Genomic DNA, 13,354 nt, shown 5'->3' with positions numbered 1-13,354 from the left:
TTTCTCTAATGCCTTCATCTGGAGTATCCCCGATGGCTAAAAACGCGGCAGCATTGCACATCCTTGTAAAGGAAGAAAAACAGGCTCTGGATCTTCTTGAGCAGCTAAAAAACGGCGGCGATTTCGAGAAGCTAGCCAAGAAGCATTCAATCTGCCCGTCAGGCAAAAAAGGCGGTCATTTGGGTGAATTCCGTCAGGGTCAGATGGTTCCTGCGTTCGATAAAGTGGTGTTTTCCTGCCCGCTGCTGGAACCTTATGGTCCACTGCATACCCAGTTTGGCTACCACATCATCAAAGTGCTTTATCGTAACTAGTACGAATGTAAGCAATAAAAAAGGCGCCTAGGCGCCTTTTTTGCTATTTTTTTGCTATTTTTTGCTATATAGCGAAATTAACCTGCAACGGCAATGCGCTTCATATCTTTCATGTAGCCACGCAGTTTATGGCCGACGGCTTCAATTGGATGATTGCGAATCGCTTCGTTCACATCACGCAGTTGGGCATTATCCACCGCCGTTGTGGTACCTGCTGCTTTGCCTAAGTCGCCAGTTTGCAAAGACGCCATGAATTTCTCTTTCAGCAAAGGCACTGCCGCATTAGCAAACAGATAGTTACCGTATTCCGCAGTATCAGAGATAACCACGTTCATTTCATACAGACGTTTACGCGCGATGGTATTCGCGATCAGCGGCAGCTCGTGCAGCGATTCGTAATAAGCTGACTCTTCAATGATGCCTGAAGCCACCATGGTTTCAAACGCCAGCTCAACGCCTGCTTTTACCATCGCAATCATCAGAACGCCTTGGTCGAAGTAGTCCTGCTCGGCAATTTTGCCTTCAAACTGCGGTGCTGTTTCAAACGCGGTTTTACCCGTTTCTTCGCGCCAGGTCAGCAGTTTGATATCGTCTTCAGCCCAGTCAGCCATCATGCCACCCGAGAACGCGCCAGAAATGATGTCATCCATATGTTTTTGGAACAGCGGAGCCATAATTTCTTTCAGTTGTTCTGACAGCGCGTATGCGCGCAGCTTCGCAGGGTTGGATAAACGATCCATCATCAGCGTGATGCCGCCCTGTTTCAGCGCTTCAGTAATGGTTTCCCAACCGAACTGAACCAGTTTCTCAGCATAAGCAGGTTCGGTCCCTTCAGACACCAGCTTATCGAAGCACAACAGTGAACCCGCTTGTAACATGCCACACAGAATGGTTTGTTCGCCCATCAGGTCGGATTTTACTTCTGCAACGAAAGAAGACTCCAGAACACCAGCACGATGACCACCGGTTGCCGCAGCCCACGCTTTGGCAATCGCCATACCTTCGCCTTTAGGGTCGTTCTCTGGGTGAACAGCAATCAGAGTCGGTACACCAAAGCCGCGCTTGTATTCTTCACGTACTTCTGTTCCCGGACACTTCGGTGCCACCATCACAACGGTGATGTCCTTACGAATTTGCTCGCCAACTTCGACAATGTTAAAACCATGCGAATAGCCCAACGCCGCTCCGTCTTTCATCAAAGGCTGAACCGCTTTCACTACCGCAGAATGCTGTTTGTCTGGCGTCAGGTTAACCACCAGATCGGCCTGTGGGATCAACTCTTCGTAGGTACCCACTTTGAAGCCATTTTCAGTCGCCTTGCGCCATGATGCGCGCTTCTCTGCAATCGCCTCAGCACGCAATGCGTAGGCCACATCCAGACCAGAGTCACGCATGTTCAAACCTTGGTTTAAACCCTGCGCACCACAGCCAACGATCACCACTTTTTTACCTTTCAGGTATCCCGCTTCATCGGCAAATTCTTCGCGTCCCATAAAGCGACACTTACCCAGTTGCGCCAACTGCTGACGCAGGTTCAATGTGTTGAAATAATTAGCCATGGTTTGCTCCATTGTTTGGTTGTGTGACGTTGTGTTTTCGCTCAAAGGCGACGTCTGCAAGTTCATTATTTTTTACTTCCCCACCTGTCTATTGGGGAGGTTCTCATCGAGGAGAATGAATCCATCATATGATAGGATTTGTATTGCTTAAATTGATATATTACGAAGATGTCATTGCATTTCTTGCAACGTAATGAGCGGAAATCACCCATGGATCTTCGAGACTTAAAATTATTTCTTCATCTGGCTGACTCGCGCCATTTTGGCCGCACCGCACAGGCGGTACATGTGAGTCCTTCCACGCTTTCTCGCCAAATACAACGACTGGAAGATGAACTCGGGCAACCGCTCTTTCTGCGCGATAACCGCGATGTACGCCTTACCAGCGCAGGCGAGCAGCTCAAAACGTTTGCTCAGCAAACGCTGTTGCAATATCAGCAGTTGCGTAACGCTCTCGGTCAAACAGGCCCTGCACTAACCGGCGAACTGCGTCTGTTCTGCTCGGTGACCGCAGCCTATAGCCATTTACCTTCTGTCCTAGATCGCTTCCGAGCGTTACATCCGCTGGTTGAAATCAAGCTCACGACCGGCGACGCCGCCGATGCCGTCAGTAAAATACAGTCAGACGAAGCCGATCTCGGCATCGCTGGCCGACCAGAAACGCTGCCCACCAGCATTGAGTTCACCAAAATTGGTGAGATACCGCTGCGCTTGATTGCACCAGCGCTTCCGTGTCATGTCCGAACGCTAGCGCTCGTCGAACAGCCGGACTGGTCGCAAATTCCGTTTATCCTGCCGGAACATGGTCCGTCGCGTCAGCGAATAGACCTCTGGTTTCGCAGACAGAAAATCAGCAATCCGCAGATCTATGCCACCGTCTCTGGCCACGAAGCGATTGTGTCGATGGTCGCTCTTGGCTGTGGCATCGCACTGTTACCCGATGTGGTTTTAGATAACAGCCCAGAATCTATTCGCGCACGTATTACCGAACTCGACCACGTTGCGATGGTGGCACCTTTTGAACTCGGCGTTTGTGTACAGAAAAAACGCCTAGAGGAACCGCTCATTCATGCATTCTGGCAGCTGTTATAGCCACCAGAGCGCAATCGCCAATTAGCCTTTTAAGAAGAAACGAAACGCCGGATTATCTGTTTCATCGTGGCATTCATAGCCCAGTTCATGTAGGCGCGATTCGAAATTCGGATCGCTGTCTGCACGTTCAAACGCGGCAAGAACGCGCCCAAAATCAGTACCATGACTACGATAGTGGAAAAGAGAAATATTCCAATGGGTGCCCAAAGTGCTCAAAAACTTCAGCAATGCACCCGGCGACTCAGGAAATTCAAAGCTATAAAGACGCTCTTGTAGTGGCTTAGACGGGCGGCCTCCGACCATATAGCGGACGTGCAGCTTCGCCATTTCATCATCGGAAAGGTCTACAACCTGATACCCACCCTCTTGCAGCAGCGCCAAAATTTCCTGACGCTCCACCAAGCCGCGCGTTAAGCGTACGCCAACAAAAATGCAGGCATTATCCGCATCGGCGTAGCGGTAGTTAAACTCCGTTACCGCACGCCCGCCTAACAGCTGGCAAAACTTGAGGAAACTCCCCTGCTGCTCAGGAATGGTAACGGCCAACAGCGCTTCCCGCTGTTCACCTAATTCACAGCGTTCAGAAACGTAACGTAGGCCGTGGAAATTAAGATTCGCCCCTGACAGCACATGTGCCAAGCGTTCGCCCTGAATCTGATGCTGTTGAACATACTTTTTCAGCCCTGCCAGCGCCAAAGCGCCTGAGGGTTCTGCGACCGCACGCACATCTTCGAAAAGATCTTTTACCGCAGCGCAGATCGCATCACTATCCACGGTGATCACATCATCTAGATATTCACGGCACAGGCGGAAAGTCTCATCGCCGATGCGCTTAACCGCCACGCCTTCGGCAAATAACCCGACACGAGCTAAATCCACCGGATGACCCGCATCCAGCGCGGCACGCAGACAAGCAGAATCTTCAGCTTCAACGCCGATCACTTTGATCTGCGGCATCAGCTGTTTGATCAGCACGGCCACGCCGGCGGCTAAACCACCGCCGCCAACGGGGACAAACACACGATCCAGATGGGCATCCTGCTGCAATAGCTCCATGGCTAAAGTGCCTTGACCAGCGATAACCGCAGGGTGGTCAAAAGGAGGAACAAAAGTAAGATTTCTGGTTTTGGCTAATTCAATGGCATAGGCTTTGGCTTCATCAAAGTTCGCACCATACAGCACGGCCTCACCACCAAAACCTCGTACCGCGTCCACTTTAATGTCAGCGGTTGAAACCGGCATAACGATGGTAGATTTGATGCCTAAGCGTGAAGCAGAAAGCGCCACACCTTGTGCATGATTTCCCGCTGATGCAGTCACAACGCCGTGAGATTTCTGCTCTTCATCAAGGCCTGCGATCATCGCGTAAGCACCGCGCAGTTTGAAACTATGTACGGGCTGGCGATCTTCGCGTTTTACTAAAATGGTATTGCCGACGCGTTCAGACAGTTTCGTCATGGTCTGCAACGGAGTGACCTGCGCGACCTCGTAGACCGGCGCTCGAAGTACTGCGCGTAGGTATTCAGCCCCGCAGGGCTGGCTGGGAAGCACTTCTTTTTGCATATTTGCCGGAGAAGTCATGATTAGCCTCCCAACTTAGATTTATCACGCACAGCGCCACGGTCAGCACTGGTCGCCAACATCGCATAGGCTCGCAGCGCAAAGGATACCTGACGCTCGCGCGCTTTCGGTGTCCATGCTGCATCGCCACGCGCCAGCTCTTGCTCACGACGACTCGCCAGTTCGCTTTCGGCAACGTCTAATTTAATGTCGCGCTGTGGGATATTGATATCAACCATGTCACCGTCTTGCACCAAGGCGATGATGCCGCCGCTCGCCGCCTCCGGCGAAACGTGCCCGATCGACAAACCAGATGTGCCTCCAGAGAAGCGGCCATCGGTGATCAGGGCACAGCTTTTACCTAATCCCATCGATTTTAGATAGGTGGTTGGATACAGCATTTCTTGCATGCCTGGGCCGCCTTTCGGGCCTTCGTAACGAATAACCACCACGTCACCCGCCACCACTTTACCGCCTAAAATAGCCTCTACCGCCGCGTCTTGGCTTTCATATACTTTCGCTGGACCACGGAAAATCAGGCTCTCTTTTTCCACACCGGCGGTTTTCACGATGCAGCCATTTTCCGCGATATTGCCATACAACACGGCTAATCCACCGTCTTGGCTATAGGCAAATTCACGGGTTCGAATACAGCCTTCTTGGCGGTCAGTATCCAGAGAATCCCAGCGGCATTCTTGCGAAAAGGCTTTGGTGGTACGGACACCCGCAGGGCCTGCGGTATACATCTTTTTGACGCTTTCATCTTCTGTGACCATCACGTCGTAGGCAGCTAACGTTTCAGGCAACGTCATACCCAGTACGTTGTTCACCTCGCGATTCAACAGCCCCGCACGATCCAGCTCCCCCAAAATACCAATCACACCGCCTGCGCGATGCACATCTTCCATATGGTATTTCTGCGTACTTGGCGCCACTTTGCACAGATGAGGCACTTTGCGCGACAGGCGGTCAATATCCGTCATGGTGAAATCAACTTCACCTTCCTGAGCCGAAGCCAGCAGGTGCAGAACGGTATTGGTAGAACCACCCATAGCAATGTCTAACGTCATCGCATTCTCAAACGCCGCTTTGTTAGCGATATTGCGCGGCAGCACGCGGTCGTCATCTTGCTCGTAGTAGCGCTTGGTCAGGTCTACAATGCGTTTGCCTGCATTCAGGAACAGGTCTCTACGGTCTGCATGGGTCGCCAGCAGAGAACCATTGCCCGGTTGGGATAAGCCCAGCGCTTCGGTTAAACAGTTCATGGAGTTAGCGGTAAACATCCCAGAGCAGGAGCCACAGGTCGGGCACGCAGAGCGCTCAATTTGCTCGCTGTCAGCATCTGAGACGTTCGGGTTTGCACCCTGGATCATGGCATCCACCAGATCCAGTTTAATGATCTGGTCAGATAATTTGGTTTTACCCGCTTCCATCGGGCCACCGGAAACAAAGATCACCGGAATATTCAAACGCAGAGATGCCATCAGCATCCCTGGGGTGATTTTGTCGCAGTTGGAAATGCATACCATGGCATCAGCACAGTGCGCATTCACCATATACTCTACGGAGTCCGCAATGAGCTCACGCGAAGGCAGGGAATACAGCATCCCACCGTGTCCCATGGCAATGCCGTCATCCACCGCAATGGTATTGAATTCTTTGGCTACGCCGCCAGAAGCTTCGATCTGCTCTGCAACCAATTTGCCCAGATCGCGCAGATGAACATGGCCCGGCACGAACTGGGTAAACGAGTTAACTACGGCAATAATCGGCTTACCGAAATCCGCATCTGTCATTCCCGTTGCTCGCCATAATGCGCGAGCGCCCGCCATATTACGGCCATGTGTGGTTGTTGCGGAACGATACTTTGGCATGTTTAATTCACTCCAGCGTGAGCCTGTGTTCAGGCTTTTATCTATTTATGCGGGCGGGAACGAACCGCCCGACTTGTCCTCGTTATGTTCCGAGCTGCTGAGCATTTGTTGCCTGCAACCCGACATATTCCGAGGTTATATTTTGGTTAATACCCTATCTGTCACTTCAACTACTTCGCGTTAACTAAATCCAGCCAGCCCCACTGGTCTTCAGTTTTACCCGTGAACAGGCCGAAGAACGCTTCTTGAATCTGTTTGGTAATTGGGCCACAGCGACCAATTCCCACCTGAATGCCATCTACGCTACGTACCGGAGTAATTTCAGCGGCGGTGCCTGACATAAAGACTTCGTCTGCCAGATACAGAGATTCACGTGACATCACCTGCTCGCGAATTTCAAAACCGGCATTTTTCGCCAGCTTGATGATCGCATCACGCGTAATGCCCGGCAGTGCCGCCGACGTGAATGGCGGAGTGAAAATCACACCGTCTTTCACCATAAATAAGTTTTCACCCGCACCTTCAGATACATAGCCATGAACATCCAGAGCAATACCTTCCTGATAACCATGGCGGCGTGCTTCAGAACCCACCAACAGGGAAGAAAGATAGTTACCACCGGCTTTTGCCGCCGTTGGAATCGTATTCGGCGCAGCGCGATTCCATGAAGAAACCTGTGCATCGATGCCTTGATCCAGCGCATCAGCACCCAGATAGGCGCCCCATGGGAATGCAGCGATAATCACATCGGTGTTGTAACCTTCCGGTGGGTTAACGCCCATACCCACATCACCCACAAAGACCAATGGACGAATGTAAGCGCTGGTCAGATTGTTTTTGCGCAGGGTTTCGCGACAGGCTTCCATCAGTTCATCAACGCTGTAGGAAACAGGCATACGGTAGATTTTGGCGGAGTCGCGCAGACGCTGCATATGTTCGCGGTGACGGAAAACTGCAGGGCCGTTATTGGTGTCATAGCAGCGCACGCCTTCAAACACAGAAGTACCGTAATGCAGAGCATGAGACATAACGTGTACTTTAGCTTCTGCCCATGGAACCATCTCGCCATTGAACCAAATGTAATCCGCTTTCTTAGTGGTCATTCTTTTTTCCTTGTTGCGTCTGATGCGCGATATTTAATTAATATTATTCGTTTCTAGTGCCAGCGCAGACGGCTAACCGGCCGCTTGTTGGTGAGCCGCGTGCGGCTGCACTTCAACGCAAGCAACATCCATCAATTTACTCAACTGCGATGAAAGCAGGTTGATTGGACGCTGGCTAGACACCGTTAATTCAATGTTCACACTGTCTGAATCCAACATCTGAGCCATATTCATAGCACAAACTTGGAAGCCACGGTGACGGATAACGCGGAGTACCCGCTCTAAAACCTCTGGGCGGAAACGTGCCTGGATCGCTAATTGATGTTGCAAGGATGTTAACTGCATCATGATATTTTCTCCATCATAGATTCATTGCCTGCGCCCGGCGGAACTAAAGGCCAGACATTCTCTAATTCGTCGATGGAGACATGGAGCAGGTACGGACCTTCGCTGTTTAACAGCGCATCCAGTGCGGCGTCGACTTGATCTTTACGGGTAATACGCTGGCCTGCAATGCCAAAAGCACTGGCCAGCATTAAGAAATCAGGGTTATCGGATAAGTTGGTTTCGCTGTAGCGCCCGTCAAAAAACAGCTGCTGCCATTGACGCACCATGCCTAACCGCTGGTTATCCAGCAAAACTATTTTTACCGGCAGTTTTTTACGTTTGATGGTGCCTAATTCCTGCACGTTCATCATGAAAGAGCCATCGCCTGAGACGCAGATAACCATATCGTCTGGACGCGCCATTTGCGCACCGACAGCCGCAGGGACACCAAATCCCATGGTGCCTAAACCGCTCGAGGTAATGAAATTTTCTGGACGAGTAAACTGCATATGCTGTGCAGTCCACATTTGGTGCTGGCCTACATCGGTTGTCACAACCGCGTTGGCAGGCTTGCGGTCAGATAACTGTTTCAGAAACAGCGGGGCATAAATAGCCTGACCGGGATGATCGTAACGCCACGGATGCTCAGCCTTCAGGCTGATAACGTCATACTGCCATTCTCCGATGCTCAACGGCTGACTCAGCGCTGGCAGCATACGATTTAAATCGCCGCACAGCTCAACATGGGCCTGACGCAGCTTGCTCATCTCGGCAGGGTCGATATCCATATGAATAACTTTGGCATGAGGGGCAAAAGCATTAAGTTTGCCGGTGACGCGATCGTCAAAACGAGCGCCTACGGCAATCAATAAATCACATTGCTGCACGGCCAGATTCGCGGCCTTGGTGCCGTGCATGCCTAACATCCCTAAATAACATGGATGATGAGGATCTGGCGCTCCCAAGCCCTTTAACGTCACTACCGTAGGGATACCGGTTGCATTAACGAATTCACGCAATGCGGGAACTGCCTGTGCCATCCCAACGCCACCACCGGCATACAACATTGGTTTTTTAGCCTGAGCTAACAGCTCACGCGCCTGCATCAAGCCGGTTTCACAGGCAGGCATTAATTCGGCAACGGCAGACAAATGCGCAGCCAGCTCACCTTCGGCCAGCTGGATGTCTTTAGGGATATCGATTAAGACAGGGCCCGGACGCCCGCCCATCGCTACAGCAAAAGCTTCAGCCATGATGCCGGGCAAAGCATCCAATGACTCCACTAAGAAACTGTGTTTGGTACATGCCAATGACAGCCCCAAAACATCAATCTCTTGAAAAGCATCGGTACCAATCAGGGCAGAACCCACTTGCCCTGTGATGGCTACCACGGGAACAGAATCCAGCATGGCATCCGCTAGCCCCGTAATCAGGTTGGTTGCGCCAGGGCCTGAAGTGGCAATACACACCCCTGGTTTGCCCGTGGCGCGGGCATAGCCAATGGCGGCAATCACAGCGCCTTGCTCGTGGCGGCACAGTAGGTGTTCCACACCACCGTCATACAATGCATCGTATACCGGCATGATTGCGCCACCAGGGTAGCCGAAAACTTTATCAACACCCTGTGCACGCAACGCTTGTACTACCCACTGCGCTCCATTCATAGCTTAATTCCCCGCCCTTTTACTGGGACAACAGGATTTTATTCTGTTAGCCATTTGCTGTTCCCCATCACTTTTTCATTGCGAAAAAAAACCCCCGGACCTTTCGGTGCGGGGGTTCTCGTTTGATTCAGGCCTGATTTTTAAGCCTTTCTTCGTCCAAGTGCTGCCCCGCACGGTGGGATAATAATCACCACCACACTAATCACGACGAGGCTGAGTACTTGGACGAGAGTTTTCATAAATAGTTTTTTCTGTTGCCTTCTGAGCTAATGCTTAAAGAGTTATCACAGTTCTTTGCAGTCTGACAATAATTTTTTTGCGTAACCAATAAACAAAAACGGCTCAAATCACGTTCAAAGATATGATTTAAAATCATTTTATTGTGGTTTCCTCTGGCGAAATTTTTCTCCCTAAAGAGGCTCCTTGAGTATCTCGACCAAAAGAAATCAGCACAATAATTGCCACTGCAACACTGCCCGCAATAATCGCCATCGCCAAACCATAGTTCTGCCCATGACTTTCAGCAATCGTCGCCTGAAGCGTCGCGTTCACCGAAGCAATCAAGTTACCCAGTTGGTACACAAACCCTGGCAGTACCGCACGAGTATTGGCTGGAACTAGCTCATTAAGATAGGTAGGAATAACGCCCCAAGCCCCCTGCACCATGAACTGCATCAAGAATGCGCCAATGCCTAGCATGAGCGAGCCTCCAGAGAACGCCCACAAAGGAATAACGGGCAAGGCCAGTGTCGCCGCAATAATAATTGCTTTTTTACGACCTATTTTTTCAGACAATACGCCAAAGAACACACCGCCGATAATTGACGCGATATTGTAGCTAATAGCGATGATACTGACGGTTTTAGGATCGAAACCATGCTGAATTTTCAAAAAGGCCGGATACATATCTTGCGTACCGTGGCTGAAGAAATTGAACGCAGCCATTAATAAAACAAGATAAATACAAAGCTTCCAGTGACTCTTCAAAACGGGAAGAAGCGCAGTACTTTCTTTGCGCTCACGAGCCGCCAGCCAAACCGGTGATTCGGGTACTTTGAAGTAAATAAATGGCAATAAAATAATCGGGATAGCGCCAATCACAAACATGCCACGCCAGCCGACAATTTCAAACAATGAACCATATACCACCGCAGCCAGCAGATAGCCGAAGGGATAACCGGCCTGAAATATCCCGGACATTAATCCGCGTGAGCGGTCTGGTATAGTTTCCATCGCTAAAGATGATGCAACCCCCCAGATACCGCCCATAGCCACGCCATACAACACTCGAAGCACTAAGAACGTGGTCAAAGACGGTGCGGCGGCGGAGAGTAATTCGAAGATCGAAAAGAAGAGAATATTGACCATCAAGATCGGCCGACGACCATACTTCTCGGCCGCTCGACCAAACAGCAATGCACCAATAGGGCGAACGGCCAGCGTCAGCAGGATCGCCAGCGTCACTTCTTCCATGCCAACGTTAAAAGCCTTGGCAATATCACTGAGTAAAAATACGAGGATGAAAAAATCGAAGGCATCGAGCGTCCAACTAAGGAAGCTCGCAATAGCAACGTTACGCTGCTGGCTTGACCAACCAAACATAATGAATTCCCTACCGTAGAGTATGAGGCGTTTTTATTAGCATTTTTATTAGAGACAGCGACATAACCTGTTATTTGTTATGTAAGATGTCATTTTGTATTACTAATGTTAAATATAACCCTCTTGGCGACAGGGCCAAAATAATTAGCATGCTATCTTTGTTAAATATTGTATGTTAAATGTTAATTTTTGTTGCCAACACTAAATCCAGCTCGCAGTTTTAAGTCAACTATCCTGTTCAAGACAGCGAAATGCTGGAATCAATGACACAAAGCCAGTATCTCGTTCTGACACCATTTCCTATTCGTCACATGATGCCTCCAACATGGAGGTGACTATGTCAGTGGCGATAATTAATACTCGTGCAGCAATCGGCGTGCAGGCACCCGCAGTGAGCGTTGAGGCGCACATTAGCACCGGTCTTCCCGGCTTTACGTTGGTAGGTCTACCTGAAGCGACGGTGAAAGAAGCTAAAGACCGCGTGAGAAGCGCCATCATAAATTGCGGTTTTACTTTCCCAGCAAAACGTATCACGGTGAATTTGGCTCCCGCAGATCTTCCCAAAGAGGGGGGACGTTACGATCTTCCCATCGCTATCGCCATTTTGATTGCTTCTGAGCAACTTAGCGCGACTTCTGTGGAAGGATTAGAGTTGCTAGGTGAACTAGGTCTTTCAGGCGCGCTACGGCGCATTCAGGGCGCGATACCAGCAGCCATGGCTGCTCAGCATCATCAACGCAAATTAATCGCGCCAGAGGAAAATGAGGAAGAGCTTGGCCTACTTGGAGAACAACAGCCCCACCTCATTGCCAATCATCTTCTTCAGGTTTGTGATTTCCTCAGCGGCGACTCAAAACTTCCACCACCGAAGGTGTCCCAACTATCATCCTTATCCCCAAATACGAAGGATATGCGGGATATTATTGGCCAAGAACAGGCGCGCAGAGCATTAGAAATCGCTGCCACTGGCGGGCATAACTTACTGTTATTGGGACCACCCGGAACCGGAAAAACCATGTTAGCCAGCCGTCTTAATAGCATATTGCCACCGTTAACCACCGAAGAAGCTTTAGAGAGCGCGGCGGTTGCCAGTTTGGTACATCAATCAACCACGGGGCAATCTTGCTATCAGCGGCCATTTAGGACCCCACATCACAGCGCTTCAATGGCAGCACTCATTGGAGGCGGATCTTTACCAAGACCCGGAGAAATTTCTCTCGCGCATAACGGCGTATTATTTTTAGATGAACTGCCTGAGTTTGAGCGGCGTGTACTGGATGCTCTGCGCGAGCCACTTGAGTCTGGTGAAGCCTGCATTTCTAGAGCACTCGCGAAAGTCATTTTTCCTGCAAAAGTACAATTAGTTGCTGCAATGAATCCAAGTCCGACAGGACATTACAAAGGTATTCATGCTCGTACACCGCCACAGCAGATACTCAAATATCTCTCTCGCTTATCAGGCCCCTTTTTAGATCGTTTTGACCTATCTATTGAGGTGCCTCTGTTACCCGCAGGCGTTCTTAGCATCCAAAAACGCATTGGAGAAAGCAGCGAGGTTATTCGCCAAAGAGTATGTTTAGCGCGAGAAAGACAGTATCAACGCTCAGGAAAGCTCAACGCACATTTGGCAGGGAAGGAGATGGACAGAGTATGCTCACTGTCTCAAGAAGATGCGGCATTTCTGGAACAAGCACTCGAGAAGATGGGATTGTCGGTAAGAGCTTGGCATCGAATACTAAAAGTTGCTCGCTCGATTGCCGATCTTGCACAAAGTGACAGCATCAACCGAGCTCATATTGCTGAAGCACTCAGCTACCGCTCCATGGACCGTTTAATCCAACATCTCCATCAGGCATTGCAATAAAAAACGGGGCCCAAAGGCCCCGAGTTTTTAGTCATCACTATCAGTATATTCTTCCACCGTATCCATCTGCGGTTTACCGCCAGATAAGGTGTGGAAACGCTTAGGACGACGAATGCGTGCAATATATTTCGACCAGATCTTCTCAGCTTCTGTCGCAGGCTGACGTTCACCGCGGCATACAGCGACAAAGAGCTGTTCTTCTTCGGTCTGTGGCTCACGAGTTCCTAAATCGAGCTCGTTAAACGCGTAACCGAAACGCTCAAGTACCTGAGCTTCTTTAATTGTGAAATCGCCGTGGCGTGAAAAACCACGAGGATAATGTTTATTGTCAAAAAAACGATGATTGGTGCTGAAGCTTTCCGCCATCTGACACACTCCTAAATTTTCTTATTGCT

General features: G+C 50.2%; 12 protein-coding genes. 3 read left to right on the top strand and 9 right to left on the bottom strand.

What is annotated here, in order from left to right; genetic code table 11:
• Nucleotides 1-32 precede the first annotated feature (32 nt).
• The gene (gene ppiC / locus AB3Y96_RS00720) at nucleotides 33-314 is read left to right on the top strand and encodes a peptidylprolyl isomerase PpiC (RefSeq protein ID WP_025802081.1); all 282 of its coding nucleotides are present in this window, start codon (nucleotides 33-35) and stop codon (nucleotides 312-314) included.
• 77 nt (nucleotides 315-391) lie between these two features.
• Here the strand turns inward: ppiC and ilvC are convergent, their stop codons facing one another.
• Nucleotides 392-1,873 carry a ketol-acid reductoisomerase gene (gene ilvC / locus AB3Y96_RS00715; protein WP_025802079.1) on the bottom strand — a complete coding sequence of 494 codons (1,482 nt, stop codon included), beginning with the start codon at nucleotides 1,871-1,873 and terminating at the stop codon, nucleotides 392-394.
• A gap of 210 nt (nucleotides 1,874-2,083) precedes the next feature.
• Here ilvC and ilvY point away from each other — a divergent pair, with 210 nt between their 5' ends.
• On the top strand, nucleotides 2,084-2,965 hold the full coding sequence (gene ilvY, locus AB3Y96_RS00710) for an HTH-type transcriptional activator IlvY (RefSeq protein ID WP_046450415.1): 882 nt from the start codon (nucleotides 2,084-2,086) through the stop codon (nucleotides 2,963-2,965).
• A 21-nt stretch (nucleotides 2,966-2,986) separates the two neighbouring features.
• Here the strand turns inward: ilvY and ilvA are convergent, their stop codons facing one another.
• The 7 genes from ilvA to AB3Y96_RS00675 all read right to left on the bottom strand — a co-directional run bounded on the left by ilvA (nucleotide 2,987) and on the right by AB3Y96_RS00675 (nucleotide 11,095).
• Nucleotides 2,987-4,528, bottom strand: coding sequence for a threonine ammonia-lyase, biosynthetic (gene ilvA / locus AB3Y96_RS00705; RefSeq protein WP_072308383.1), 1,542 nt, complete (start codon nucleotides 4,526-4,528; stop codon nucleotides 2,987-2,989).
• Between the two features lie 20 nt (nucleotides 4,529-4,548).
• Entirely contained in the window at nucleotides 4,549-6,399 is a 1,851-nt protein-coding gene (ilvD, locus tag AB3Y96_RS00700; RefSeq protein WP_367298271.1) for a dihydroxy-acid dehydratase, read from the bottom strand.
• Between the two features lie 170 nt (nucleotides 6,400-6,569).
• Entirely contained in the window at nucleotides 6,570-7,502 is a 933-nt protein-coding gene (locus AB3Y96_RS00695; protein ID WP_025802071.1) for a branched-chain amino acid transaminase, read from the bottom strand.
• A 72-nt stretch (nucleotides 7,503-7,574) separates the two neighbouring features.
• A complete protein-coding gene (gene ilvM / locus AB3Y96_RS00690) occupies nucleotides 7,575-7,850 on the bottom strand; it encodes an acetolactate synthase 2 small subunit (protein WP_080723891.1) in 276 nt (91 codons plus the stop codon).
• Nucleotides 7,847-9,493 carry an acetolactate synthase 2 catalytic subunit gene (ilvG, locus tag AB3Y96_RS00685; protein WP_367298270.1) on the bottom strand — a complete coding sequence of 549 codons (1,647 nt, stop codon included), beginning with the start codon at nucleotides 9,491-9,493 and terminating at the stop codon, nucleotides 7,847-7,849. The genes ilvM and ilvG overlap by 4 nt, the downstream gene beginning before the upstream one ends.
• Nucleotides 9,494-9,633: 140 nt before the next feature.
• Nucleotides 9,634-9,732 carry an ilv operon leader peptide gene (gene ilvL, locus AB3Y96_RS00680; protein WP_071778685.1) on the bottom strand — a complete coding sequence of 33 codons (99 nt, stop codon included), beginning with the start codon at nucleotides 9,730-9,732 and terminating at the stop codon, nucleotides 9,634-9,636.
• 133 nt (nucleotides 9,733-9,865) lie between these two features.
• Nucleotides 9,866-11,095, bottom strand: a complete 1,230-nt coding sequence (locus AB3Y96_RS00675; RefSeq protein WP_072308363.1) for an MFS transporter — start codon at nucleotides 11,093-11,095, stop codon at nucleotides 9,866-9,868.
• A 337-nt stretch (nucleotides 11,096-11,432) separates the two neighbouring features.
• On the opposite strand from AB3Y96_RS00675, the gene AB3Y96_RS00670 reads away from it, so the two are divergent.
• Nucleotides 11,433-12,959 (top strand): YifB family Mg chelatase-like AAA ATPase, encoded by a 1,527-nt coding sequence (locus AB3Y96_RS00670; protein ID WP_367298269.1) that lies wholly within the window; start codon nucleotides 11,433-11,435, stop codon nucleotides 12,957-12,959.
• 27 nt (nucleotides 12,960-12,986) lie between these two features.
• Here AB3Y96_RS00670 and AB3Y96_RS00665 read toward each other — a convergent pair whose 3' ends face one another.
• Entirely contained in the window at nucleotides 12,987-13,325 is a 339-nt protein-coding gene (locus AB3Y96_RS00665) for a DUF413 domain-containing protein (protein WP_025802063.1), read from the bottom strand.
• Nucleotides 13,326-13,354: the final 29 nt, after the last annotated feature.

It is taken from the genome of Hafnia alvei (assembly GCF_964063325.1).
Classification (GTDB): domain Bacteria; phylum Pseudomonadota; class Gammaproteobacteria; order Enterobacterales; family Enterobacteriaceae; genus Hafnia; species Hafnia alvei_B.
Note: the sequence above shows the minus strand (reverse complement) of the source record. Positions and strands in the feature narration are given on the sequence as shown.